General features: G+C 45.3%; 24 protein-coding genes and 1 riboswitch. Of the genes, 12 read left to right on the top strand and 12 right to left on the bottom strand.

What is annotated here, in order from left to right:
- Positions 1-49 precede the first annotated feature (49 nt).
- Positions 50-544: a twin-arginine translocase TatA/TatE family subunit gene (locus BLT29_RS11130; RefSeq protein WP_090776398.1), complete on the bottom strand. Its 495-nt coding sequence runs from the start codon at positions 542-544 to the stop codon at positions 50-52.
- A 158-nt stretch (positions 545-702) separates the two neighbouring features.
- Between BLT29_RS11130 and BLT29_RS11125 the strand changes: the two genes are divergently transcribed.
- Complete coding sequence (locus BLT29_RS11125) at positions 703-1,902, top strand: cytochrome P450 family protein (RefSeq protein WP_245701243.1); 1,200 nt, start codon at positions 703-705, stop codon at positions 1,900-1,902.
- Between the two features lie 50 nt (positions 1,903-1,952).
- On the opposite strand, the gene BLT29_RS11120 is transcribed toward BLT29_RS11125, so the two are convergent.
- From BLT29_RS11120 to BLT29_RS11105, 4 genes are all read right to left on the bottom strand, one after another.
- Positions 1,953-3,950: an ABC transporter ATP-binding protein gene (locus BLT29_RS11120; RefSeq protein WP_090776397.1), complete on the bottom strand. Its 1,998-nt coding sequence runs from the start codon at positions 3,948-3,950 to the stop codon at positions 1,953-1,955.
- Between the two features lie 26 nt (positions 3,951-3,976).
- On the bottom strand, positions 3,977-5,707 hold the full coding sequence (locus BLT29_RS11115; RefSeq protein WP_090776396.1) for an ABC transporter ATP-binding protein: 1,731 nt from the start codon (positions 5,705-5,707) through the stop codon (positions 3,977-3,979).
- A gap of 315 nt (positions 5,708-6,022) precedes the next feature.
- The gene (locus BLT29_RS11110; protein WP_090776395.1) at positions 6,023-6,577 is read right to left on the bottom strand and encodes an isoprenylcysteine carboxyl methyltransferase family protein; all 555 of its coding nucleotides are present in this window, start codon (positions 6,575-6,577) and stop codon (positions 6,023-6,025) included.
- Between the two features lie 2 nt (positions 6,578-6,579).
- Positions 6,580-7,674, bottom strand: a complete 1,095-nt coding sequence (locus tag BLT29_RS11105) for a type III polyketide synthase (protein WP_090776413.1) — start codon at positions 7,672-7,674, stop codon at positions 6,580-6,582.
- Positions 7,675-7,838: 164 nt separating this feature from the next.
- Between BLT29_RS11105 and BLT29_RS11100 the strand changes: the two genes are divergently transcribed.
- A complete protein-coding gene (locus tag BLT29_RS11100) occupies positions 7,839-8,594 on the top strand; it encodes a MerR family transcriptional regulator (protein ID WP_090776394.1) in 756 nt (251 codons plus the stop codon).
- Positions 8,595-8,641: 47 nt separating this feature from the next.
- On the opposite strand, the gene BLT29_RS11095 is transcribed toward BLT29_RS11100, so the two are convergent.
- Together BLT29_RS11095 and BLT29_RS11090 are read right to left on the bottom strand one after the other, a co-directional pair.
- The gene (locus BLT29_RS11095) at positions 8,642-9,472 is read right to left on the bottom strand and encodes a menaquinone biosynthesis family protein (protein ID WP_090776393.1); all 831 of its coding nucleotides are present in this window, start codon (positions 9,470-9,472) and stop codon (positions 8,642-8,644) included.
- Positions 9,469-10,122, bottom strand: a complete 654-nt coding sequence (locus tag BLT29_RS11090) for a futalosine hydrolase (RefSeq protein ID WP_090776392.1) — start codon at positions 10,120-10,122, stop codon at positions 9,469-9,471. Before BLT29_RS11090 ends, BLT29_RS11095 begins: the two co-directional genes overlap by 4 nt.
- A 201-nt stretch (positions 10,123-10,323) precedes the next feature.
- On the opposite strand from BLT29_RS11090, the gene BLT29_RS11085 reads away from it, so the two are divergent.
- The gene (locus tag BLT29_RS11085; RefSeq protein WP_090776391.1) at positions 10,324-11,814 is read left to right on the top strand and encodes an esterase/lipase family protein; all 1,491 of its coding nucleotides are present in this window, start codon (positions 10,324-10,326) and stop codon (positions 11,812-11,814) included.
- Between the two features lie 78 nt (positions 11,815-11,892).
- On the opposite strand, the gene BLT29_RS11080 is transcribed toward BLT29_RS11085, so the two are convergent.
- The gene (locus tag BLT29_RS11080; protein WP_245701241.1) at positions 11,893-12,657 is read right to left on the bottom strand and encodes an anthrax toxin lethal factor-related metalloendopeptidase; all 765 of its coding nucleotides are present in this window, start codon (positions 12,655-12,657) and stop codon (positions 11,893-11,895) included.
- A 167-nt stretch (positions 12,658-12,824) separates the two neighbouring features.
- Between BLT29_RS11080 and BLT29_RS11075 the strand changes: the two genes are divergently transcribed.
- Positions 12,825-13,019 carry an NETI motif-containing protein gene (locus tag BLT29_RS11075; RefSeq protein WP_090776390.1) on the top strand — a complete coding sequence of 65 codons (195 nt, stop codon included), beginning with the start codon at positions 12,825-12,827 and terminating at the stop codon, positions 13,017-13,019.
- A gap of 64 nt (positions 13,020-13,083) precedes the next feature.
- On the opposite strand, the gene BLT29_RS11070 is transcribed toward BLT29_RS11075, so the two are convergent.
- The 4 genes from BLT29_RS11070 to BLT29_RS11055 form a co-directional block, all read right to left on the bottom strand.
- Positions 13,084-13,869, bottom strand: a complete 786-nt coding sequence (locus BLT29_RS11070; protein ID WP_090776389.1) for a hypothetical protein — start codon at positions 13,867-13,869, stop codon at positions 13,084-13,086.
- 86 nt (positions 13,870-13,955) lie between these two features.
- The gene (locus BLT29_RS11065; RefSeq protein WP_090776388.1) at positions 13,956-14,504 is read right to left on the bottom strand and encodes a GNAT family N-acetyltransferase; all 549 of its coding nucleotides are present in this window, start codon (positions 14,502-14,504) and stop codon (positions 13,956-13,958) included.
- 65 nt (positions 14,505-14,569) lie between these two features.
- Complete coding sequence (locus BLT29_RS11060) at positions 14,570-15,127, bottom strand: GNAT family N-acetyltransferase (RefSeq protein WP_090776387.1); 558 nt, start codon at positions 15,125-15,127, stop codon at positions 14,570-14,572.
- 65 nt (positions 15,128-15,192) lie between these two features.
- Positions 15,193-15,891 carry a hypothetical protein gene (locus tag BLT29_RS11055; protein WP_090776386.1) on the bottom strand — a complete coding sequence of 233 codons (699 nt, stop codon included), beginning with the start codon at positions 15,889-15,891 and terminating at the stop codon, positions 15,193-15,195.
- A gap of 166 nt (positions 15,892-16,057) precedes the next feature.
- A riboswitch (purine riboswitch) is annotated at positions 16,058-16,159 on the top strand.
- A 122-nt stretch (positions 16,160-16,281) separates the two neighbouring features.
- Here BLT29_RS11055 and purE point away from each other — a divergent pair.
- The 8 genes from purE (at position 16,282) to purF (ending at position 24,631) form a co-directional block, all read left to right on the top strand.
- On the top strand, positions 16,282-16,770 hold the full coding sequence (gene purE, locus BLT29_RS11050; RefSeq protein WP_090776385.1) for a 5-(carboxyamino)imidazole ribonucleotide mutase: 489 nt from the start codon (positions 16,282-16,284) through the stop codon (positions 16,768-16,770).
- Complete coding sequence (purK, locus tag BLT29_RS11045; protein WP_090776384.1) at positions 16,767-17,897, top strand: 5-(carboxyamino)imidazole ribonucleotide synthase; 1,131 nt, start codon at positions 16,767-16,769, stop codon at positions 17,895-17,897. Before purE ends, purK begins: the two co-directional genes overlap by 4 nt.
- A 27-nt stretch (positions 17,898-17,924) precedes the next feature.
- Entirely contained in the window at positions 17,925-19,217 is a 1,293-nt protein-coding gene (gene purB / locus BLT29_RS11040; protein WP_090776383.1) for an adenylosuccinate lyase, read from the top strand.
- 12 nt (positions 19,218-19,229) lie between these two features.
- Complete coding sequence (gene purC, locus BLT29_RS11035) at positions 19,230-19,946, top strand: phosphoribosylaminoimidazolesuccinocarboxamide synthase (RefSeq protein ID WP_141769890.1); 717 nt, start codon at positions 19,230-19,232, stop codon at positions 19,944-19,946.
- Positions 19,947-20,105: 159 nt separating this feature from the next.
- Positions 20,106-20,357 carry a phosphoribosylformylglycinamidine synthase subunit PurS gene (gene purS, locus BLT29_RS11030; protein ID WP_090776381.1) on the top strand — a complete coding sequence of 84 codons (252 nt, stop codon included), beginning with the start codon at positions 20,106-20,108 and terminating at the stop codon, positions 20,355-20,357.
- On the top strand, positions 20,354-21,037 hold the full coding sequence (gene purQ, locus BLT29_RS11025; protein ID WP_090776380.1) for a phosphoribosylformylglycinamidine synthase subunit PurQ: 684 nt from the start codon (positions 20,354-20,356) through the stop codon (positions 21,035-21,037). Before purS ends, purQ begins: the two co-directional genes overlap by 4 nt.
- Positions 21,021-23,246, top strand: a complete 2,226-nt coding sequence (gene purL, locus BLT29_RS11020) for a phosphoribosylformylglycinamidine synthase subunit PurL (RefSeq protein ID WP_090776379.1) — start codon at positions 21,021-21,023, stop codon at positions 23,244-23,246. The genes purQ and purL overlap by 17 nt, the downstream gene beginning before the upstream one ends.
- On the top strand, positions 23,222-24,631 hold the full coding sequence (gene purF / locus BLT29_RS11015; protein WP_090776378.1) for an amidophosphoribosyltransferase: 1,410 nt from the start codon (positions 23,222-23,224) through the stop codon (positions 24,629-24,631). The genes purL and purF overlap by 25 nt, the downstream gene beginning before the upstream one ends.
- Positions 24,632-24,647 lie beyond the last annotated feature (16 nt).

Genomic DNA, 24,647 nt, shown 5'->3' with positions numbered 1-24,647 from the left:
GCAGGCGGCGCTGCTTTTTTTTGTTAAATGGGATTAAATAAGTGAGAGGCTAAACGAGGTTGGTGGCTTGTTTACGTAAGATGAAGATCTGCTCGTCATGATCAATAATTTTTTCTCTAGCGAATTCGGCGTGTTTCTTTGTTTCCCACGCGTCAGCTTTTAAATGTTGGATATCTTGTTCAGTATGATCACAGCGGGTATTGACATGAATTTTAAATGTTTGCAGATCATTTTTGAGCGCTTTTATATCGTTCTCGACACGATCAAAGCGTTCATCTGTCCGTTTTTCCATGTGTTCGAATCGCTTGTCCGTGTGCGCTTGCATTTCTTGAAAGGCGACCATGACTTGTTTGGAATGGACATCCATTTCTTTCTTTATTTCTTGTTTGAATGAAACCATGATTTTTTTAGATTGCGTATCCATTGCCTGTTTCAATTCCTGACTCAATTCCTGTTTCAATTCTTGCTGCAATTCCTGCTTCAGCTCTTGTTTGAATTCCTGTTTAAATTCGCGTAACAGTGCGCGAAATTCATCGTGTGTCATTTAGACTCACCCCCTCTTTCAATAGCTTACGATAAACCTTGCCCCGTGTAAAGAGTATATCGTAAACAAATGCGGAACAAAAAAGGATCTCTCCTCATTTTCTCGAATATGGATGATAAGCGTTTGATAGATAATATGAAGTTGAAAAGAGGGATTTCGTGGCCAATAAGACGATGATTGAATTGTTTTCAGATCGTTTTCATCAATGTCCGTATGCCCGCTATAAAGAGGTAAGAGCAGAAACAAGTTTTGCGAAGACAAAGTTGCCTTATGGTGACGAAGTATGGATGGCGTATACGTATGAGGCAGTGGAGAAAGTATTGAAAGAAGAGCGTTTTAGCAAAAATGCGCATGCTGTTTTTGATAATGCCGATGAATACGGGACCGTATTAATGGGAAATAGTATGCTATTTGTCGATCCTCCAGATCATCGGCGCTTACGGATGCTCGTGCAAAAAGCATTCACCCCACGTGCGATTGCGAACTTACGCCCATGGATTGAAGTGATTGCCAGGGAGTTGGCTGATCAGATGGAAGGTAAGCAGGAAGTTGATTTAATTGAGGCGTATGCTTTTCCATTACCTATCATTGTGATTTGTGAATTGCTCGGTGTGCCTGCTGCTGACCGTGATCGCTTTCAAGTGTGGTCACATGCACTTGTTGATCTTGCAGAAGATACATCAGGTGAGCAAAAGATGATGGCGTTGTTGGAGGAGTTTCGTGAATATTTAGTTGCGCTTATTACACATAGACGTGACAATCCGCGCGAGGATATGGTTTCTGAACTCATTCGTGCAGAAGAAGAAGGTGATCGCTTGTCAACAGAGGAACTTATTGGTGTCATCATGTTACTCATTGTTGCTGGACATGAAACGACGGTCAATTTAATCGGTAATAGTGTACATGCATTATTAACGCACCGGAAAGAATGGGAAAGGTTACAACAAGACCCGGCGCGTGTGCCAGCCGCCTTAGAAGAGCTGTTACGCTATAATGGTCCGGTTGAATTTAGCACTGAGAGGTGGGCAAAAGAATCGTTTACATTTATCGGGCAGCAAATTGAAAAAGGGGATATGGTCATTGCCTCGCTCGCTTCGGCAGCTCATGATGAGAAGAGGATAACGACACCAGATACACTTGATTTGACGCGGGAGAAAAGTCCACACTTAGCATTTGGATCGGGTATTCATTACTGTCTTGGTGCGCCCCTTGCTCGACTCGAAGGCGAGATCGCTCTGACAATGTTATTAGAGCGGTTCCCAAATATGCAACTGGCGGTTGACCAAGAGGCATTATCATGGCGGAAAAGTTTGGTCATCCGTGGGTTACACAAGCTGCCGGTTGTACTAGCAAAATGAAACCATGCGCGTTCCCTTGTTTAGGTGACGCGCATGGTTTTTATTTTTGGTTAGCCTGCTTGCCCTTGTTGCAGTTCATACATATGGGCATACGTCCCGCCCGCACGTAGCAACGATTCATGCGTGCCGTGTTCAATGATTTGTCCTTTATCGAGGACAATAATTTGATTGGCATCTTGAATAGTAGATAGGCGATGGGCGATCACAAACGTCGTCCGGTTGTGCTTTAATGATGTAATCCCGGTTTGAATCAAACGTTCTGTTTCCGTGTCAATGCTTGATGTTGCTTCATCTAGCACTAGAATTGCTGGATCGGCAAGTAAGGCACGGGCAAAGCTAATAATTTGCCGTTGGCCGCTGGAGAGTGTACTCCCTTTTTCGGTGACAACACTATCTAGTTCGTCTTTCATATTAGGAAAAACATTCTCTCCACCAACGAGACGAAGCGCTGTTTCAATTTCTTCCCGCGTTGCGTCTGGTTTTCCATAAGCAATGTTGGAAGCAATCGTGCCAGAAAATAAATACGGCTCTTGTAAAACGATGCCCATATGGGCCCGCAGCGCTTGCGGTGAAATCGTTTTTGTATTGACGCTGTCAATGTTAATCGTTCCTGACTGGGGATCATAGAAACGGAATAATAGGTTCATAATGGAACTTTTGCCGCTACCAGTATGTCCGACAAGAGCGACTGTCTCACCAGGTTGGACAGTGAAAGTTAAGTTTTTTAACACATACTCTTCTTCGTCATAAGAGAAAGAGACATCGTCGAAAGTCACAAGTCCTTTTGGACGTGAAATGGTCTCATCATCAACGTCGGTACCTGTCTCATCCATTAATTCAAATACGCGTGTGCCTGAGGCGCGCGCTTCTTCTAATGTTGTCAGTTGCATGACCATTTGTGAGACCGGCGCAAATAAACGATTAATGTAGTCAACAAAAGCGTATAACACTCCGAGGGTAAGCAGCCCCCCGGTGCCGCCGCTTATATACCAGATCAGTGCAACGAAAACGATGTTTTTTAACAAATCCGAGAGACTGAAGGCAGTCAACGTGTTTAATGTCAGTAATTTCTTTTGCAGATGATAGTGTGCGAGATTGTCTTTTTCAAACACCGACATGCGTGCCTGCTCTTGATTAAACGCTTGAATAATATTCATGTTATGAATGGATTCATTCATATTTGCATTAATGTCGGCGTTTTTGGCCCGAATGGCGCGATTGAATTTACTCGCATATTTGCGGTACAGTTTGAACCAGATGAATAAGATTGGCAACAGCGCAAGCGTGATGAGTGCTAGACGGACATCAAGGAGAAACAGGGCGATGTAAATGCCGAAAATATAAATGGTACTGGAGAAAAAGGTTGCCAGCACGGTCGTGTACAGTTGTCTAATTGCCTCGGTATCGTTTGTAATTCGGGCAACAATCTTTCCAGCCGGTTGATGATCAAAAAACCGGACCGGTACACGTGAGAGGTGCGCAAAAACATCATTTCGCATCCGTAAAATAATTAAGTTCGCTGCCTTACGTAAATAGTAGTTTTGCCCGTATTTGAAAAAAGAAGCGACAACGATGATGCCAAGGAACCATAGAATTAAGGTCATAATTGGACCGATTTCTGGCTCATAAAAGGCGACGACATCAGTGGTTGATAATTGGATAGCAGGTGATTCATGTAGACCATCTACATTTTCAATCCGTAGCGTGCCATTTTCAAACGAGCGTTCACCTTCTGTTGGTAACGGCTGGTCTGTAAAGAAAAACCGCGTCCCAATTTGCATAATTTGGACAGGACTATTTGTATGATCTGCTGGATCGAGGTAGGCTGCCCGTGTATAGTAGGTTCCGTTGTAAGCGACAGCATGTTCCCCTTTATCTGTTTCGTACCATGGTTGTTCAATGCCGGATATATGGTCATCAATAATTTTCTTCGCTATGAATGGTCCTGTGAGCTCGGCGGCAACGGCAATGGAAAGCATCACTAGCGCAAAAATAATGGTGCCTTTACATTTTAAAGCGTAGGATAATAATCGTTTTTCTGTACTCATTTTTGGTTTCCTCCTTTCGCGGTCGATTACTCGACTGCTTGGTGGCGCGCTTGTTCAGCATACCAGCCATTTTCAGCCATAAGTGCTTCGTGTGTGCCGTGAGCGATCATTTGTCCGTTATCAAGCACAATAATGTGATCGGCATGGGTAATGGCAGAAATTCGGTGTGTCGTAATGATGGTTGTTTTTCCGGCCCGTTCTTGTTGGATACTGCGTGTAATGGCCGCTTCCGTTTTGGCGTCGACAGCGGACAACGAGTCATCGAGAATGAGAATGTCGGGGTCATTAATGAGTGCCCGAGCAATGGAAATGCGTTGCTTTTGTCCACCGGAGAGGGACACACCATTTTCACCAACCTTCGTGTCCAATCCTTTCGGTAAAAATGCCAGGTCTTGTTTGAAAGATGACGTTTCGATGGCCCGTTGTAGATCAGACTCATTGGCCTCTTTAGCCGCAAATAAGATATTTTCCCGAACTGTTTGCGAAAATAGCACGTGATCTTGTGGGACATAGCCAATAAGGGCGCGAATATCTTGCTGATGGACATCGGATAAAGGCGTACCAGCAATGGTCATTGTTCCTTCTCCATACGGATAAAATTTTAGCAATTGTTTAATGAGTGTAGATTTCCCACTCCCTGTTTTACCAACAATCCCAATCGTTTCGCCTTGGTGAATGGTGAAAGAAAGGTGTTTTAGTTGGTATTCTTTTGTTTCAGGGTAGGAGAAAGAAACATTGTCAAAAACAATCGGTGCGTGTCCGCCAAGTGATAAGGCATTTTCTGGCGTGTGAACGGCTTTTTTTGCGGCCAGCGTTTCCCGAACCCGATTGTAAGAAGCGCCACCTTGTTGCATGACGTTAATGAGCTCTCCAAGTGCGAACATTGGCCAAATTAACATCCCCAAATATAAATTAAACGTGACAATTTGACCGAGCGTGAGTTGCTGATGAAAAACGAGGTAAGCACCATATCCAAGAGAAATAACGTAACTTAAACCAACAGCAAAACTGACAACCGGTGCGAAAAAAGATTCAATGCGAGCTACTTGTAAGTAATAATTGTACACGTCGGTGCTGTCAGCTTTAAACTGGGTTTCGTCTCGTCGTTCACCCCGGAAAGCGCGAATCACTCTCATGCCAGAAACAGACTCTAGTACGCGGTTATTTAAGTCGCCAAAAGCACCTTGTGCTTTTGTGAATCGGACGTGAATGAGTTTTCCGAGGTAGGCTACCGAGATGGCCACAATTGGGAGTGGCAAAACAGCTGCTAACGTCAGTTTCCAATCAATGAGCCATGCCATCGCAATTAAAAGAGTTAGCATCCAAACAGTTGAATCGACAAGGGTAAAAATCCCAAACCCTGCTGTCATCGAGATCGCTTTCATATCATTTGTGCCACGCGCAAGCAAATCACCCGTTTTTTGTTGTTCAAAAAAGGGGATGTCTAGCCGAAATAAGTGACGCATCAGGCGGGAACGCAGTGTTCGTCCGAGTAAAAGGCTGCCCCCAAACATACGATGCGCCCAGGCGAAGTCAAGTCCATAAATAGTGAGTGAAAGTATGAGTAGGGAAACGGCAAGTAATGTTGCTCGTGTACCTGTTAATGCCCCTTGTTGGAACTGATCAATCGCATAGCCAGTCAGTTGGGGCGGGATAAGCACTATAAAGCCAGCAAAAATCAAAATCGATATCGCCAGTATATAGCGTTTCTTATGTTCTTTGAAAAACCAAGATAGTTGTTTTAATACTCTTAACAATTGTTTTCACTTCTCTCTGTAAGGGTTTTTGTTCATTTTTCTCTTTGTTTTCTTACATACAAACACAAAAAAGACGTTGCGACGGAGCCACAACGTCTGAATAAACGGTTATGTATGTGCGGCGCAAGTAACATGCGGCCTGTTGTGCAAAGTTGTTATAGAACACAAATAATTTGCAGTGAGACCGCTCGTCTATGTGATTGTGAAGTAGTTGTTTGAATGTTGTTTTTTTGCATCGGTCTCACCTCCTGTTTATAAAATGTCAAGCTTTTTTACATTGTACACGATGCTTTCAGATATAAGCAACCCTTTTTATTAAAAAAACCAAAATCTTTTTTTCCCTTGGAATTTTGTTGCGTAATTAGCTGATTCAGTAAGTAACGCTTGTTCCTCACTCCGAATGCGAATGTAAAGGATCACCCCATTTGCAAGAGAAAAGGTGATTGCGGTCATGTAAGCTTGAAATAACAACGGAATACAAGCAATTTCTAATATGACAACGACATAGTTTGGATGACGAATGAAACGATAAGGTCCTTTTGTGACCGCCTTTGCCCCGGGAAGGACAATAATTTTTGTGTTCCAAAATTTCCCGAGAGACGAAAGCGCCCAAATACGAATCACTTGTGCACCGACGAGAATGACGAGGGGGATGAACGTCCATGCCTGCCAAGATACGTCCGTAAAGCGTACTTCAGCTATTAAGCTTACAAAAAAGAGGGCGTGCAAACCAACGATGAATGGGTAGTGGCGCGCACCAATTTCAATACCGCCATGTGCTTTTAGCCATCGTTCATTTCGTTTGGCAACGAGCACTTCTACGAGGCGTTGTGCGATGAGAAGTCCAATAATCATGTAGGCAATGGTCATCATTAATCCCCCATCCATTCCAGTAATAATAATTCCGAACAAAACCCTGGCCCGAGTGCGGCGACAAGCCCTGACTCGCCAACTTGGTGCGGCATCTCTAAGCAACGTTTTAAGACGTATAACACGGTTGGTGACGACATGTTTCCATAATGCTGCAAAACGTGGCGGGCAGTGGCGGTCATCTCACTTGAAAAACCAAGTGCTTTTTCGTACGCAGTAATGACTTTCTTGCCACCAGGATGAGCGATGAAATGATCCACATCATCGACCGTCTTTTCAGAGGCAGCTAAAAAGTTTTCCACATTATCTTTGAGCCAACTCTCTACAATATGAGGAATGCTTCTAGCAAAGACAACGTGTAGTCCACTGTCTTTCACATCCCAGCCCATTACCTCTTCAGAGTCAGGCATGAGTGTTGACTGGGTTGCCTGGATGGTTGGTAAAGTGGTTTCCGTGGCCGCGTTTTTTAAGGGCGATTCCTTGCCGCAAATAAGGGCACAGGCAACGCCATCGGCAAATAAAGATGTGCCAATTAAGTTGCTTTTGGACGGGTCTTGTTTTTGAAAGGTTAATCCGCATAATTCTATACAAACAAGCAACACAGCTGACTTTGGAAACGCCGTTGTATATTCGTAGGCCCGACTTAGTCCGCTCGCCCCACCGGCACAGCCGAGTCCCCACAAAGGGATCCGTTTTGTATGTGGTGAGAAGGGTAATTGATTCATGATGCGGGCGTCGAGTGACGGCGTAGACATGCCCGTACTAGAAACACAAATCATCGCATCAATTTCACGTGGTTCAATCGTTCGGTTTAAGTGGGCAGGATGAGAAAGGCAGCGGGTCACGACTTCACGCCCATACGCCGTTGCTTGTTTAATATATAAATCGTTGCGCTCTTGCAGGGAATGATCCTCTTTAAACCATGTGAAGGGAACAGAAAAATGTCGTTGTTTAATTTCACCATTCGCAAACACATTTAAAAGGCGATCAATATCGGGAAAGTGATCAGCAAATAATTGTTTTGCTAATGCCGCTGTATCGGATTGCTCGAAAACATAAGGCGGATCGTATGTACTGACGGATAAGACATGAGACATGTGCATCACCTCGGGTTCTTTCTGTAGTCGGAAATAGCTTGTCCGTTCATCACCGGTCGTATGCGTCATCATAGAAAAGGTCAACATCTTAAAAAATAAATTTAAAAAAGTATTGACCTTGACGTTACGTCAAAGTATAGGATAACAGTAGTGGGAGGTGAAAAATGGCTTATTCAATTAAACAGCTGGCGCAATTAGCAGGGGTGAGTACGCGGACGTTGCGATATTACGATGAAATTGGGTTACTACCACCAGCTTATATCAATGACGCTGGCTATCGCTTTTATGAGCAAAAACAAGTTGATTTGCTGCAACACATTTTGTTTTATCGTGAGCTTGATGTGAGCTTAGAGACGATTCGTGCCATTTTAACCGATCCACAGTTTGATGAAGTCGCCGCACTTTGTGCGCATGAGAAAAACTTGCGGCAAGAGCGCGATCGCTTGAATCGCTTAATTGAAACGGTTGAGCAAACGATAAAAAGTAAGGAAGGAGGAGAAACAATGCAAGATGAGCAAAAATTTACAGCGTTTAAAGAAAAGCTTGTGGCTGTCAATGAAGAAACGTATGCTAAGGAAGTGCGTGATAAGTATGGTGATGACGTCGTAGATGCTGCCAATGAGAAAATGTTGCAGATGTCACGGGCGGACTATGAAGGAATGCAAGCCGAAGCGGTGCGGGTGCAGGAGTTGTTGAAAAAAGTAAGTGAGACTTCAGATGACGAGCGTGCGAAGTTGGCACTTGCCGAAGCACATCGCGCGTGGCTCATGTATACGTGGAAAGACTACACGAAAGAGGCGCATGCCGGGTTAGCTGAGATGTATGTCGCTGATGAACGGTTTGCTGCGTATTATAATGACATGGTACCAAATGGTGCGGTATTGTTACGTGATGCAATTATCGCTTATACGAAGCAATAATACTTGCGCCACTTGCCCGCTCACAATGATGTGAGCGGGTGTGTTTGTTATGACCGTAGTTGAGCGGGATTGAAGGCGGGCACAAGCCCGGCCGCAGCAGCACGTCCGAGCAATGTTTCAATTGCTTCGTATCCATCTTCGCCAAGCTGCTCGGTAAAGTGATTGACATACAACTCGATGTGCGCACTTGCCACATCACTCGTCAGTGTTTCGGCGTGTTTGAGGACATATGGCATTGTCTCTTGCGGTTGGGCCCATGCATAACGAACAGATTCAGTGATTGTACGAATGATAAGATCGCGGTCAAGGTGACGTTTCGCAATAATGGCGCCAAGCGGGATCGGTTGCCCGGTTTCTTCTTCCCACCACAAGCCAAGGTCTTGTAATAAATGTAGGCCGTACGTGTGATAAATAAAGCGCGCTTCGTGGATGACGAGCCCAGCATCCACAATGCCAGCCTCGATGGCGGGCATAATGTCTGTAAACGGCATGACGACAATACGTCCTAACTCATGGCCGAGATGTTTTTTTGCCCAAAGCCGAAACAATAAGTAGGCAGTAGAACGTTCACTTGGCACGGCAATGGTTTGCTGCTTGAGCGACGCGGCTGATTGCTTCGACTTTGTTAAGATGAGGGGGCCGCAGCCGCGTCCTAGTGCACCACCGCAAGGAATGAGTTGATAATGTTCTAACACCGATGGCAATGTGGCATAGGAAATTTTTAAGATGTCGGGACCCATTTGATTGACGGCCCAATCATTCGTCTGTTCAATGTCGGCATATGTCACTTCGGGTGGGCAAACACCAGTGATTTTTCCATGTACCCATGCATAAAAAATGAAGGTATCGTTTGGACAAGGGGAAAAAGCGATGTTCATCGTTCATACAACTCCTTTAAGGCGGTTGCTGCTTTTGTCAGTGCAGCAAATGCTTCTTTAAAACGCCATGTCGAGAGGTCACGGATGCCAACAACATTAGAGATGGCGCGTATTTCAAAGACAGGACAATGAAATAACGCTGCGGCGGTGGCCACACCGTATCCTTCCATTGCTTCTGCAACAACATGAGGAATGGCTTGTAATCGTGCTTGTGCTGTTTCTTGTGTCCCTGTTGCCGTCATGACACTAATAATTGCGCCCGTTGTCACGCTGTTCGTCTTGGAGAGCGTGGCGCTAATTCGCGTCATTTCTTCTTTAGGTGAAGAAAATATATGCGTACCAAAGCCAAGTTCGTCGATTGTGAGGAAATGATCAGGTGCTTCTGCGCCTATTTCCGGGGAAATGATCTTTGTTGCGACAACGATCGATCCAACTGGTGCTTTATTTTCAAATCCACCGGCAATGCCCATATTGATGACGCGGTCATATGTCTTTTCGCGCAGTTTCTTTGCCGTATGTGCAGCAGCTTGGGCAATACCGACACCGCCAATGATGACATCGAATGTGTCGTCTCTGCCAAGCCCGGCTAATATCGCTTCTTTTTCCGCGGCAACGGAGACGACAATTAATGTTTGAGGGTTACTTTGCATGGATATCTAACCTTTCTGTTTCGGTGGGGTGCTTGATCGCTCATTTTTTATTAGTATATCATTGGAGCAGTAAGAAATCATTCAGGAATGATATTGATTTAAGCAATCTCATCTTCACATGAATTTTACACGAAAACCCTTGACAGAAGATAATGTAAGCGCTTACTATAGAAATAGTTTGATACTTAGGAGGCTGATGATTTGAAAGGTTTAAAATTGGTGCTTCTTTTTTGTTGTGTTTGGTTGCTCTTGGTGCCTTCTGCACGTGTGGAGGCAATGCCTAGTATCCAAGGGAAGTTTTTCCCAGATCCAAGCGTGCCAGTAGGAACTTGGTTTGTTGGTGCAACGCCTTCAGGAGAGACAAAAGCGCCTGTGTTGTTTGTGCATGGTTTAGGTGGATCATCATCAACTTGGTTTCAACAAAATGACATGTATGACCAAGCCTATGCAGCTGGGCACCCTACAGCATTTATTAATTTACATCCTGATCGTTCTATGTGGACGAATGGGGAATTATTAAGCCGCAAGTTAGCAGAAATGCATCGCTATTTTGGTGAGAAAATCGTTGTTGTTGGCTATAGTAAAGGCGGCGTTGATATGCAATCAGCTTTGTTACACTATGGTGCAACACCTTATGTAGAGAAGATCATTACGCTAGGTAGCCCACATTATGGTAGTCCGTTAGCAGATCTCGCTTTCAGCAGTTGGGCAGGTTGGTTAGCGGCGATCATTGGGCAGCGCAATGAAGCAACCGCATCGCTTCGAACGGGAGATATGGCGCATTTCCGAGCCCAAACCGATCCACTTGCCCGCAATAGTGACATTCCAGTGTATACGTTGTCAGGGACATCGTGGGGTTCGTTTGGTTCAGAGTTGTTTTTTGGTGGTTTATATTTATCTTCTTTTGGTCCGAATGATGGTGCTGTAACGGTTCAAAGTTCACGTTTGCCATACTCTCAAGAAATTGCTTCTCGTGCATGGGATCATTATGGTATGAAAACAGGTTACCTCATTTTCCCATACATCCGTGAACAGTTACGTGGGCATGTTCAGTCAGGATCATTTGTTGAGGAAGAATATGAAAGCGCTAACATTATGCGTGGCGGGGAGTTTCTAGCAGAAGGGACAGCACAATTTTTTGTTGAAGATGAAGTATCAAAAATGACACTGTCTCTTTTAGCGAGTGAAGAGTTAAAGGAAGCAACGTTAATTTCTCCGTCAGGTGTCAATGTGTCGGTAAGCGATGTGTATGAAGAAACAGAAGGTAGTGTCTTTGAAGGTGCTTATACGCATGTATTTGCAGTGGATGAACCGGTAGAAGGCGAATGGTCTATTGCGATGCATAGCGAAGACGAACAAACGGATACAGGCTTTCTTGCCATCACAACAATTGAAGGAGGGATCTCTCCTAATATTGAGATTGCTGGAACAAATGGCATGGTGAGCATGTCTCAATCTAAAGATGTGGTCAACGAAGACGAAACGAGTTATACGTTATATGTGAATGATGAGCTGGTTGCAACCAATATGAAAATGGGGGGAGCGGCAGGTGATGTAGCACCATTAAAACGCAACACCTCTCAAACGTTGACGATGAATGTGAAAGGAAAGACGAAAAGTGGTAAGACGTTTGAGCGGACGGTGATTGAACATCGCTATATTGATGAACGAGGTCGCGTGTTTCATAAGTAATTGGATGAGATGAAATACGTATAGTGAAAAGGGACAGCGATGAGAGGCTGTCCCTTTTTGTGTGAACGAGTCAGTTAATTAGTAGAGGCGTGAAGTTAAAGTTTGAATGAACCAGTACGTGTATGGTGCACGGTTGTACAATGTTTGCCGTGATTGGGGGCTACGATAATAGTAAGCGAAAGTTTCCGCAAAATATTCTTCTGGGTAAGCATAGTAAGAGCTATTCGAGAATGAGAATCGTTCATAAGCATGAATTTGGCGGAAAAGTGTAGAGTAACTAATATAACCGAATACATAGATGTCAATGGCATGCGCGACTTCGTGTAATTCCAGGTTAATTGAAGTGTGCATATTGCCGTAGTCACTATAACCAATCCGCGCAACTGCTGGATTACCGCCAATGCCTGGGACATGATCCCACGTGTATCCAGTTCCCTCCCAGCCTCGTGGGACTATGCCACGTAAATGAGCGTATTCTGGTAAATGCGTAATGGGGAAATTAATGAGTTTAATACGGATATTGCGAATATAGAGTGCGTAGAGAAGTTGCTCATCAATTTGTTGAAGTCTATTGACCATATTGTTGGCTTCTTGTTGATCGTAAGCACCACTTGTTTCGATAAGGATCAATTGGTTGAGAAACTGTGGCACGTATTCATCAGCTGGCACATCTTTCTCAGTGTGATTTAGGCCATCGAGGTTACCTTCAAGATGTCCGGGATTTACATGAGGTACAGCACTTTCATGGTCATCTGTAAGGTGTTCACCAGGACCGTGAGCATAGGAAGCGGATCCAACGGTTGAAATGAGTAATAAGAGACTACAGAAGATTTTTTTCATCATCACTATTCACCTCCTATTTCTATCAATAAAATAGGATATGTGTAAACGAGTGGACAAGTGTTAGACGAATGAAGCATTTATGAAAAAATGTGTCGTTTATCCAGTAGGGCGTATCAGGAACTGAACGTGCATATATGCTAAACTAAATATAGGAGAGGGTGTGGATAATGAAATCGAGAAAGCAAACGTTTGAAGTAGAAGAACATGAAACAGTTAGTGACTGTCTTGAAAGGATGAGGCAAGCGGGCTATAAGCCAGTACGCCGGAAGGAAGAGCCTGTTTTTGTGAAAAAGAAAGGTGAGAAGGATCCAGTGTGGTTGCGGCAACGAGTTGTGTTTGAGGGGGTGAGGGAGGAAGAATAAAGGGTTGAAAACAGCCCTCGCGCAGTTTGCTTGAGGGCATGAGTGAATGGACTTTTATAAATATTTAGGACGTTTTTCTACGCTTGAAAATATCGAGTGCAATGGAGCTTTTTCCCTCTAGCACTTTCTCGAACCATGTTCTAAACAAGTAGAATAAGATTGAGGAGAAGCAAATAAAGATTAGTATCCCAATATGGACAAAGTCTGCTCCAAATGAAGAGAATAGTGTAATGAGCCCAGCGATGATCGCCACCAATGAGAGTGGTAATGGGTTTTTTCCCTGTGATTTAATTAAATTGAAGAGCGCCGTGCCAATGAACATAGAGAAACAGATACTAATTACCCATGAATCCCATAGTTGAAAGCGGGTTTTTATCAGTACAATAGCAACGGGAAGAATAAATAGGAACATGATAGGTAGTGATTTCTGAAAAGGAATTTTCGTCAAGATAAGCGCGATGATACATCCTCCTGCGACCCATATTGCAATGCCAAGCCAGCCATCTGATGTGAAAGTTAGAAGTGTCCAGAGGTTATCCATTATAGTGCTTATTTGTAATGGGAATAATATACCTATGAATAAAAAGATCATGGCGTTTCCTATAGATAATGTTTTATCTGGTAGCCACCGGAAGACCATTTCACCAATAAGTGTACCGATTACGCTTAGAAAAGGCAGGAATGCGGCCATTGTACTTAAAATGACCGAAACGAAAAAGTAATATTGAAGATTGGAGGGATCTGATAGGCTCGGTCGCATACTCCCGGAAAAGAGATCAATCATTGTAGTAATAACTGTTAATGTTAATAATGTACTAATGTAGCTTAGAAACCATTTTAGTGTATTCATTTTATCGCTCCTAACGTTGGTTATGGTGCTTTTTGTGCAGATGAAAAAGATCCCCCAACTTAGTTGGCGCTGGAAGATCTCGTTCTTTATGTGCGGTTTGTCCATTCCTCTTTCAACAATCCATACTCCACACAATCTTGAAACACATCTCCCACTCGCAGCGCCCGCCGAGTGACACCCTCTTTTGTAAAGCCAAGTCGCGCGGCAACCGCTTGGCTCGCTTTGTTTTCAACGGCAGCGCATAAGTTTATCCGCGTTAAATCGTATGTGTCAAAAGCATGATTGATGAGTGCTTTCGAGGCAAGGGTCACTAGTCCTTTGCCGGTAAACGATTCCCCGAGCCAGTAACCAATAGATGTTTTTCTGTTATGCCAATCAACGTAATGGAAGCCGATGACGCCGGCGATCTCACCGCGATACCAAATTCCAGCTTCAAAGCCGTTATGGTTTGCAAATTTTGTCATTGTTGCTTGAATAAATTTTTCAGAATCAGAGACTTCTTTTGTCGCATCGCACCATGGCATCCATGGTCGTAAATGTTCCCGGGAGTTGTCTACTAGTGAAAATAGCGCAGGTGCATCTTGTAGCGTAAGTAATTTTAGTGATGTGTCATCATTAAGTTGGTGTGTAAACATAGCGATTTCTCCTCTCATATAAATGTACCTAGTATAGCAAATGGTTCAACGAATGGGAAGACTCTTTAACTAGTACGAAATGCTGGATTGATGATGCCATAATAAATCAGGCTTTCATAGCGGTCGTCTTTTTTTACATGATCAACGAGATGCCCTTCTTGCTTCATTCCTAACTTTTGCATGACTTTTCCTGAGGTCGGATTGGAGGCAAAGTGACGCGCAAATACTTTATGGTACGCTTTTTCGTTGAAGGCAAATAGGATTATTGCTTGCGCAGCTTCTGTCGCGTAGCCATTACTCCAGTATGGCTCTCCAATCCAATAGGACAGTTCACCATGTTGGTGCTTTTTTTGGTGAGAGAGCGCGATGGCGCCATATAGTTGTCCACTTTTCTTGTCTGTGATCGCAAATTCATAGGATTTTTCTGCCTCGAAGTTGTCATGATGACGTCCAATCCATATGAGTGCATCATCAATCGTGTACGGATAAGGAAGTGTCATTGTGTTCTGATAAATATTTTCATTGTTGCAAAGTTCAGCAACCGTCTCTGCGTCAGATCGTTGAAATAACCTTAAAAAGAGTCTCTCGGTCGTGAGTGTTTGCTCGTGTGGATCATAGACCATATCGTATCCCCTCCATTGTTTTCACAATGATAGTCTCGGAATAGCTTGATGTCAAGCTATTTCATCTACTTGTTGTGTAAAAGCATCACAATCCCATTTAAAATGAGTAGGAGTGAAAACATAATGAATGTCATGGTCGTTGAAGTAATGGCTACGAACATAATGAGAAAGAGCCCTGTTTGTAAGATGGTTGTCATAACGATGGAGCGACTCACGATGGTGACAAAGGAAAGTGGTGCTGCTGTAAGCATCAAGTAGCAAGCAATGATGAGCAATGTTTCGTTACTAACTGAAAAGAAGATGAGCCAAATTGGGATGTGCCAGCAACTGCTCGCAAATCCAACAAGGAAAGAGGTACGCCAAAAATGATGAGGAGGTGCGGCACAATGTAAGAAGCCACGCCACCCTATCTCATGGCAAAGGACGATGAGGAGAACGCCAGTTAAGAAGAAAGGATTCCATACGATTGAAGGAATGGTTAATTCATATGAGGCATAAAGCACAGCAAAAAAAGAGATGGGTAGTAAAAGTATTCCGAGCCACCAATAAGTATGGGGGAAGGTGAAATGAATTCGTGCAAGAAAAGAGGAAGGATTTTGGCTCATGTAGGTAATAAGCGCCGCACATAAGGGGCTCATCCCGCAAATGAGTGCAAGGTACGGATCAATGACATTCTCAGTCGCAATAGAGACGGCGGCACTCCCCCATCCGAAAATAAAGACGATAAACAAGTAAAGTCGCTTTGTCCAATGTTGTAAAGTCATCGTTCTTCCTCCCTATGTAGGCAGATGTCTTTTTAGTATATGCATAGAAAGTCGGGAATGTGTAGAGGAGGATTGAGGCACTAAAAACGAACATTATATTGATACATGAATAAAATGTTCGTTTATGTATTGACAACTTGGATGTCGTCGCGTACACTGAAGTTGTAAAGAAAAGTATATCGTACCTCATATAATCTCGAGAATAAGGCTCGAACGTTTCTACCCGGTCACCGTAAATGATCGGACTATGAGGAGAAGAATCATCGACTACGCGGGGCGTGTCGGTGCATGAAGCGCGGCATTGCGCCTTTCTCCCCCTGTAAAGTAGAAGCGGAGAAAAGGCACATATGGCGCTTTTTGTAGTGGAAAAAAATAAAGTGGGGGATCAGCATGCAACCAGTGGTCGGGGTTATTATGGGCAGTACCTCTGATTGGAAGACAATGCAGTATACGTGCGAAGTATTAGAGGCGCTTTGTATTCCTTATGAAAAGAAGGTTGTTTCTGCACACCGTACACCAGATCAAATGTTTATGTACGCCGAGCAGGCACAGGATCGAGGCTTAAAAGTAATCATCGCGGGCGCAGGTGGCGCCGCGCATTTGCCAGGGATGGTGGCAGCGAAAACGCTTGTGCCTGTCATTGGTGTCCCGGTTGAATCGCAATCATTAAAAGGGATCGACTCCTTGCTATCCATTGTGCAAATGCCTGGCGGTGTTCCGGTGGCAACCGTTGCCATCGGTAAGGCTGGCGCGACAAATGCAGCTTTGCTGGCGGCGCAAATATTGGCTGTCCAAGATCACGACATTCGCGCGAGACTGCAAAAACGACGCGATGAGATTGCCGCAAATGTCGTATGCATGAGCGGTGATTTAGAATGAAGATAATCGATGCTGGTGCGACGATCGGTATCATCGGTGGCGGACAACTTGGTCAGATGATGGCGTTTTCGGCAAAAGAAATAGGGTATCGCATTGCATTGCTAGATCCAGATGGTGACAGCCCATGCGCACAAGTGGCAGATGAAGTAATTGTCGCACCCTACCATGACGAGCAAGCGATGCGGGCGCTTGCTGAAATAAGTGATGTCGTAACGTATGAGTTTGAAAACGTCGATGCAGCTACGTTACGCGACGTGCGTGCGCACGGATATTTTCCGCAAGGAGTGGACGTATTAGAAACAACACAACACCGATTGCAGGAGAAAGCGGCAATTACACGTCTCGGTGTGCCTGTTGCCCGTTACATGACGATTTTGTCGGTCGATGATGTGGCACTTGCTGCAACAAATATGCGATTTCCTGCGATTTTAAAAGTGTGTCTCGGTGGGTATGACGGGAAAGGACAAGTCGTAGTGCATGATGCAAGTGCGTTGCGTGAAGCCGCCGTCTCGTTGTTGCAGCATGGACCGCTTGTGTTAGAGGAGAAAGTGGACTTTTCTAAAGAAATCTCTGTCATTGTGACGCGCTCCGTTCATGGGGAAATAACCATGTTCCCGGTCGCCGAAAATGAACACCGCGACAATATTTTACATCGGACAATTGTGCCTGCTAGGATTTCGACGGCGACAGCAGCATCAGCACAAGCGCTTGCGCGTCGTTTAGCAGAAGGGCTAAATGTTGTTGGGACGCTCGCAGTAGAAATGTTTGTTAAAAAAGATGGGACACTCTACGTGAATGAGCTTGCGCCTAGACCTCATAATTCCGGGCATTATACAATAGAAGCATGTAAAACCTCACAATTTGAGCAGCACATCCGGGCAATTTGTGGGTTGCCGCTTGGTGATACGACGCTACAAACACCGGCAGTGATGGAAAACATTCTCGGCGATCGTATATATGAAGTACCAGAGCAACCTGCTCGTGCTGTCTCGACTTATTTACATTTATATGGTAAGAAACACGTCAAGTACCAACGAAAAATGGGACATGTCACCGTGCTCGGTAATGATACGGATGGGTGCTTAGAAATATTGAACGCGTTTTGGCGCAAAAAAGCGTTACATTAGAGTGGATGTAGAGATGGAGGCAGTGTGATGATTGAACGGTATACAAGAGAAGAGATGGGTGCAATTTGGAAAGATGAGAACCGCTACCAAGCGTGGCTGGAAGTCGAGATTGCGGCGTGTGAAGCGTGGGCGGAAATGGGCATTATTCCCGCGGAAGATGTAAAGAAAATTCGAGCGGACGCGCGTTTTGATGTGAACCGGATTTTAGAAATTGAAGCGGAAACACATCATGATGTCGTTGCTTTTACACGGGCGGTTTCAGAAACACTTGGCGAGGAGTGTAAGTGGGTACATTACGGATTAACATCAACAGATGTCGTTGATACCGCACTTTCTTTTCTATTGAAACAAGCAAATGAACGTCTTGCGACTGGATTAGAGCGGTTTTTGCACGTATTAGCGTCTAAAGCCCGTGAACATCAATATACCGTTATGATTGGACGAACACACGGGGTGCATGCCGAGCCAACGACGTTTGGTTTAAAGCTCGCGCTTTGGTATGAAGAGATGAAACGTAATATCGCCCGTTTTACGGCTGCCGCTGAAGGGGTACGCGTTGGTAAATTGTCAGGGGCAGTCGGAACGTACGCGAACATTGATCCACGTATTGAAGAGATTGTGTGCGAAAAGCTCGGTTTGCGGGCCGCGCCGATTTCAACACAAACGCTGCAAAGAGACCGACATGCTGATTATATGGCGACGCTTGCGTTAATTGCAACGTCAATCGAGAAAATGGCCGTTGAAATTCGCGGGCTACAAAAAAGTGAGCTACGTGAGGTCGAGGAATTTTTCGCGAAAGGACAAAAAGGTTCGTCGGCGATGCCGCATAAACGGAACCCGATTGGCTCTGAGAATATGACCGGTCTTGCTCGTCTCATGCGTGGGTATATGAATACCGCGTACGATAACGTCGTCTTATGGCATGAGCGCGACATTTCTCACTCTTCGGCAGAACGCGTCATTTTACCTGATGCAACAATTGTACTTGATTACATGCTCCATCGCTTCAGTAACATTGTGGAAAATTTGACAGTGTTCCCGGAAAATATGAAACGCAATATGGATCGGACATATGGCTTAATTTATTCTCAACGCGTGTTGTTACGCTTAATTGACGAAGGGATGGTACGTGAAGAAGCGTATGATCTTGTACAACCAAAAGCAATGGAAGCGTGGGCGCACGGGTTGTCATTCCGCGACTTGCTCGTTGCAGATGAGCGAATTACAGCTGTGTTACCAGTAGCTGAGTTAGAGAAGTGCTTTAATCCAACGCATCATATGAAGCATGTCGATACAATTTTTGAACGTCTCGGCTTATAGGGGGAGTTGTTGATGCAAAAGGGCGCACTTTGTTATGAAGGGAAAGCAAAGAAACTATATACGACCGATGATCCACAGTTGTTATGGGTTGCATACAAGGACGAGGCAACAGCTTTTAATGGCGAGAAGCATGCAATTTTGCAGGGGAAAGCGCGGTTAAATAACGAGATCTCAAGCATGATTTTTACAACATTAGCGGAAAAAGGATGCCCGTCTCATTTTGTGCGAAAGTTGTCGGCAACAGAGCAACTTGTAAAACGCGTCACGATTATTCCACTTGAAGTGATCGTTCGTAACAAAGTGGCTGGTAGTCTGGCCCATCGTCTTGGTTTGAAGGAAGGAATGCAACTCGCAGAGCCCCTCGTAGAATTTTGCTATAAAGATGATTCGCTTGGGGATCCGCTCGTAACTGAAGATCATATCGCCATTCTTGCGGCGGCTTCACAAGCGGAAGTGGCGCGGATGAAAGAACAAGCTTTGCGTGTAAACGAATTACTTTCGTCGTTATTTGCTCGCCTCGGCGTCATACTCGTTGATTTTAAGCTAGAATTCGGCAAGACAGAGACAGGTGCATTATTACTCGCAGATGAGATTTCTCCTGATACGTGCCGCTTATGGGATGAGAAAACAGGTGCCCGACTAGATAAGGATTTGTTTCGTCATGAACTAGGAAACTTGCAAGAGGGGTATGAGGAGATTTTAGCGCGGTTAAGTACTTCCAGCAGTTAGAGAAAGCAAGGGTAAAGTAGAGAAGCACTGAAATCTAGCAGTTTCATTTCGTATGATTCCAGAAATGAGAACCGAGAATCAGAGAGGAATCAGCGTCAACGGACAACAATTCCGGCTTGTGATGACTGATTTCCGAACGCTGAAACAGGAGGCCAATCAATGTATAAAGTAAAAGTGTATGTGACGTTAAGAGAAAGCGTACTTGATCCACAAGGTGGTGCAGTGAAACAAGCATTACACACGATGGCTTACAATGAGGTCGAGACGGTGCGGGTTGGAAAATATATTGAACTATCGTTAACGGATGTCGACAATGTCACCGCGCGCGTTCAAGAGATGTGTGAGAAACTACTTGCGAACACGGTCATTGAAGATTACCGCTATGAAGTGGAGGAGGTCGTGTCCACATGAAATTTGCGGTCATTGTCTTTCCAGGTTCTAACTGTGATGCGGATATGTACTATGCAATTCGTGACGGTTTAAAGGAAGAAGTAGCGTACGTTCATTATACAGAGCGCTCGCTGGCACCGTTTGATGCCGTTTTACTTCCTGGTGGTTTTTCTTACGGCGATTATTTGCGGGCCGGGGCAATTGCCGGGTTTGCACCGATTATGGCGGCCGTGAAGCAAGCAGCAGCAGAAGGAAAACCTGTCTTAGGGGTGTGTAACGGGTTTCAAATTTTACTAGAATCAGGGTTGTTACCAGGGGCGATGAAGCGAAACCGTCAGTTAAAATTTGTTTGCCGGACGACGGAACTGATTGTAGAAAATGATGCAATCGCCTTTACAGCCGGCTATACACGGGGCCAAAAACTCATGATCCCAGTTGCGCATGGTGAAGGAAACTATGAGTGTGATGACGAAACGTTTGCGCGATTAGAAGCGAACAACCAAATTGTGTTCCGCTATGCGTCTGATGTAAATGGTTCAAAGGGACGGATTGCCGGTATTACGAATGAGACCGGTAATGTCCTTGGGATGATGCCGCATCCGGAACGAGCGGTGGCATCTTTACTTGGAAGTGACGACGGCTTGTTGTTATTTCAGTCGATGCTTCGTAATTGGAGGGAGACGCATGTCACAACGGCTTGAAGTGAGTCCAGCACATATACAAGAAGAAAAGCTTTATTTGGAAATGGGCCTAACAGAAGAAGAGTATGCGCGTGCGGTTCAAAAGGTCGGACGGCCACTTAATTTTACCGAAACGGGATTGTTTGCCGTGATGTGGTCGGAGCATTGTAGTTATAAGCATTCTAAACCACTACTGAAAAAGTTCCCGACAACAGGTACGCATGTATTGCAAGGACCGGGTGAAGGTGCAGGGATTATTGACATTGGTGATGAACAAGCGGTTGTATTTAAAATCGAGAGTCATAATCATCCATCAGCAATTGAGCCATACGAAGGCGCAGCGACGGGTGTTGGTGGTATTTTACGCGATGTATTTTCGATGGGCGCGCGTCCAATTGCGCTCTTGAACTCACTTCGTTTTGGGGAATTGACATCACCGAAGACGCGCTATTTATTTGAACAAGTCGTTGCCGGAATTGCAGGATACGGAAATTGTGTTGGCGTCCCTACAGTCGGCGGAGAAGTACATTTTGACGCGTGCTATGCGGAAAACCCGCTTGTCAATGCGATGTGCGTTGGTTTAATTAATCACGCTGATATTCAGCGCGGACGCGCGACAGGGGTTGGCAACACGGTCATGTATATCGGTGCTGCCACCGGACGTGACGGGATTCACGGGGCGACATTTGCTTCAGAAGAACTAAGCGAAGCCTCTGAGCAACAACGTCCGGCAGTGCAAGTCGGTGACCCGTTTATGGAGAAGTTATTGCTTGAAGCTTGTTTAGAAATAAGTCAATGCGATGCGTTAGTCGGTATGCAAGATATGGGGGCAGCTGGATTGACATCATCGTCGGCAGAGATGGCAAGTAAAGCCGGTTCGGGAATTGAAATGAATTTAGATGCGGTACCGCAGCGGGAAGCTGGGATGTCAGCTTACGAAATGATGTTATCGGAGTCGCAAGAACGGATGTTACTCGTTGTCAAAAAAGGACGCGAGCATGAAATTGAGGAGATTTTAGCAAAGTGGCAGTTACATGCAGTTGCCGTCGGTCGTGTGACGGATGACAAGCGCTTACGATTGCTTCATCACGGAGAAGTTGTTGCTGATGTGCCGGTCGATGCTCTTGTGGAAGATGCGCCAGTATATCACTCAGAATCACGTGTTCCTTCCTATTATAAAGAGTTCCAAGCAATGGCGCAGTATGTACCGGAAGTGACGGATCATCAAGAAACGCTGCGATCATTATTGAAACAGCCGACAATTGCGAGCAAAGAATGGGTGTATGAACAATATGATCATATGGTGCAAACGAATACCGTCGTTGCCCCAGGGTCTGACGCGGCGGTGTTGCGCATTCGTGGTACGAATAAGGCACTAGCGATGACAACCGATTGTAACGCACGTTATTTATACCTCGATCCGAAAATTGGCGGACAAATTGCAGTTGCTGAGGCAGCGCGGAACATCGTTTGCTCTGGTGCGCGTCCGCTTGGTGTGACCGATTGCTTAAATTACGGGAATCCTGAACGCCCCGAAATCTTTTGGCAACTGGAACAATCAACCGATGGGTTGAGCGAAGCATGTCGCGTGCTTGAGACACCGGTGATCGGTGGCAATGTGTCGCTATACAATGAGCGGAGTGGCATGGCCGTTTATCCAACGCCGGTTGTGGGGATGGTCGGTCTCATTTCTGACCTGGCCCATATCACGACACAGCACGTGCAAACAGCGGGCGATATTGTCTATGTTATTGGCGAAACAAAGCTGGAATTCGGTGGCAGTGAGTTGCAAAAAATGCTTGAAGGGAAATCATTTGGTGCGCCGCCATCACTTGATTTAACAGTAGAAAAAGAGCGCCAAGACGCGCTCCTCGCGGCAATTGAAGCGGGTTTGGTCGCTTCCGCACACGACGTTGCTGAAGGTGGACTCGCGGTTGCTTTAGCGGAAAAAATGATCGGTCGCTCGCTTGGTTTGGCTGTCGCACTAACAGGTGACGCCACAACTGTCTTGTTTTCAGAAAGCCAGTCTCGTTTCCTTGTTACAGTACATCCAGATAAACAGCACCAATTTGAAGATATAGTGCCGGCGGCGGTCCGTATTGGTGTGGTGACAGAGGCGCCGACGCTCTCGCTCGAAATCAATGGGACATCATTTGTTGAAATGACGGAACAGGAACTTGCCACAGCATGGAAGGGGTCGGTCCCGTGTTTGCTGAAATCAAAGGACTGAACGAGGAATGCGGTGTATTTGCAATTTGGGATCATCCTGAAGCCGCGCAAATGACATATTATGGGCTCCATAGCTTACAACATCGTGGGCAAGAAGGGGCGGGTATTGTTGTTTCTAATCAAGAAACGTTACGTGCTCATAAAGGTGTCGGATTAGTCAATGACGTCTTTACGCCTGCTAGCTTAAAGACATTATCGGGGCGTGCGGCGATTGGTCATGTTCGCTATGCGACCGCTGGTGGTGGTGGTTATGCCAATGTCCAGCCACTGTTGTTTAACGCCGAAGCAGGTGGACTTTCCCTTGCGCATAATGGTAATTTAACAAACGCGAAAGAGTGGCGTCAGAAACTTGAGGCAGAAGGCGCGATCTTTCAATCAAGCTCAGACACAGAAGTGATTGCGCATTTGATGAAGCGCAGTGGAAAAGAAAATGTGGCCGACCAGCTTAAGTCGGCACTCGCGCGTCTAACAGGCGCATTTGCAGTTGTTGTCATGACCGAATCAGCGCTCATCATTGCCAGAGATGGACATGGATTGCGCCCATTAGCGCTGGGACGTCTCGGCGACGCGTACGTTGTCGCTTCAGAAACATGTGCATTAGACATTGTTGGGGCGACGTTTGTGCGCGATGTTGCACCAGGTGAGCTCATTGTTGTTCGTGATGAAGGCATGCAAAGTGAGTCGGTGTTAGTAGATGAAGATCCAGCCATGTGCAGTATGGAATATGTTTACTTCGCCCGTCCCGACAGTAATATTGACACAATTAATGTGCATACAGCGCGAAAAAACCTCGGGAAGCAATTGGCGCTGGAGGCGCCTGTTGAGGCAGATATCGTGACTGGTGTGCCCGATTCTAGCATTTCAGCAGCGATTGGTTATGCTGAGCAAACAGGAATTCCGTATGAGCTCGGGTTAATTAAAAACCGTTACGTTGGTCGGACGTTCATTCAACCGTCGCAAGCGTTACGCGAACAAGGGGTGAAAATGAAGTTATCTCCTGTCCGTGGTGTGGTGGAAGGGAAGCGTGTTGTCATGATTGATGATTCGATCGTACGTGGCACAACAAGTTGTCGCATTGTCCGGATGCTTCGCGAAGCAGGTGCGAAAGAAGTGCATGTTCGGATTGCGGCGCCCCCGATTAAACATCCATGTTTTTATGGAATTGACATTTCAACATCGACCGAGTTAATTGCCGCCCAGTATACGATTCCGGAAATGTGCGCGTGGATGGAAGCAGATTCACTTGCTTTCTTGTCGGTGGAAGGATTAAAGTCAGGCATTGGTCGTTCGCAAGAAATGCCAGATTGCGGACAATGTCTTGCGTGTTTCACTGGAGAATATCCGACGAATATTAACAAGCGTCAAGTATCACAAATGAGTGTGTAAACATCTATCGGAGGGG

The sequence above is a fragment of the Shouchella lonarensis genome, from assembly GCF_900096965.1.
GTDB lineage: Bacteria > Bacillota > Bacilli > Bacillales > Bacillaceae_D > Shouchella > Shouchella lonarensis.
The sequence above is the reverse complement of the archived record's forward strand: the minus strand, read 5'-3'. Positions and strand labels throughout refer to the sequence as shown.

Coding starts and splice junctions, on each gene's coding strand:
- purS (WP_090776381.1), top strand. CDS start 20,106: ATGTATAAAGTAAAAGTGTATGTGACGTTAAGAGAAAGCGTACTTGAT.
- BLT29_RS11095 (WP_090776393.1), bottom strand. CDS start 9,472: ATGAACATCGCTTTTTCCCCTTGTCCAAACGATACCTTCATTTTTTAT.
- purB (WP_090776383.1), top strand. CDS start 17,925: ATGATTGAACGGTATACAAGAGAAGAGATGGGTGCAATTTGGAAAGAT.
- purK (WP_090776384.1), top strand. CDS start 16,767: ATGAAGATAATCGATGCTGGTGCGACGATCGGTATCATCGGTGGCGGA.
- purL (WP_090776379.1), top strand. CDS start 21,021: ATGTCACAACGGCTTGAAGTGAGTCCAGCACATATACAAGAAGAAAAG.
- purE (WP_090776385.1), top strand. CDS start 16,282: ATGCAACCAGTGGTCGGGGTTATTATGGGCAGTACCTCTGATTGGAAG.
- BLT29_RS11130 (WP_090776398.1), bottom strand. CDS start 544: ATGACACACGATGAATTTCGCGCACTGTTACGCGAATTTAAACAGGAA.
- BLT29_RS11105 (WP_090776413.1), bottom strand. CDS start 7,674: ATGTCTCATGTCTTATCCGTCAGTACATACGATCCGCCTTATGTTTTC.
- BLT29_RS11070 (WP_090776389.1), bottom strand. CDS start 13,869: ATGAATACACTAAAATGGTTTCTAAGCTACATTAGTACATTATTAACA.
- BLT29_RS11100 (WP_090776394.1), top strand. CDS start 7,839: ATGGCTTATTCAATTAAACAGCTGGCGCAATTAGCAGGGGTGAGTACG.
- BLT29_RS11060 (WP_090776387.1), bottom strand. CDS start 15,127: ATGGTCTATGATCCACACGAGCAAACACTCACGACCGAGAGACTCTTT.
- BLT29_RS11055 (WP_090776386.1), bottom strand. CDS start 15,891: ATGACTTTACAACATTGGACAAAGCGACTTTACTTGTTTATCGTCTTT.
- BLT29_RS11065 (WP_090776388.1), bottom strand. CDS start 14,504: ATGTTTACACACCAACTTAATGATGACACATCACTAAAATTACTTACG.
- purQ (WP_090776380.1), top strand. CDS start 20,354: ATGAAATTTGCGGTCATTGTCTTTCCAGGTTCTAACTGTGATGCGGAT.
- BLT29_RS11080 (WP_245701241.1), bottom strand. CDS start 12,657: ATGATGAAAAAAATCTTCTGTAGTCTCTTATTACTCATTTCAACCGTT.
- purC (WP_141769890.1), top strand. CDS start 19,230: ATGCAAAAGGGCGCACTTTGTTATGAAGGGAAAGCAAAGAAACTATAT.
- BLT29_RS11090 (WP_090776392.1), bottom strand. CDS start 10,122: ATGCAAAGTAACCCTCAAACATTAATTGTCGTCTCCGTTGCCGCGGAA.
- BLT29_RS11075 (WP_090776390.1), top strand. CDS start 12,825: ATGAAATCGAGAAAGCAAACGTTTGAAGTAGAAGAACATGAAACAGTT.
- BLT29_RS11110 (WP_090776395.1), bottom strand. CDS start 6,577: ATGACCATTGCCTACATGATTATTGGACTTCTCATCGCACAACGCCTC.
- BLT29_RS11120 (WP_090776397.1), bottom strand. CDS start 3,950: ATGAGTACAGAAAAACGATTATTATCCTACGCTTTAAAATGTAAAGGC.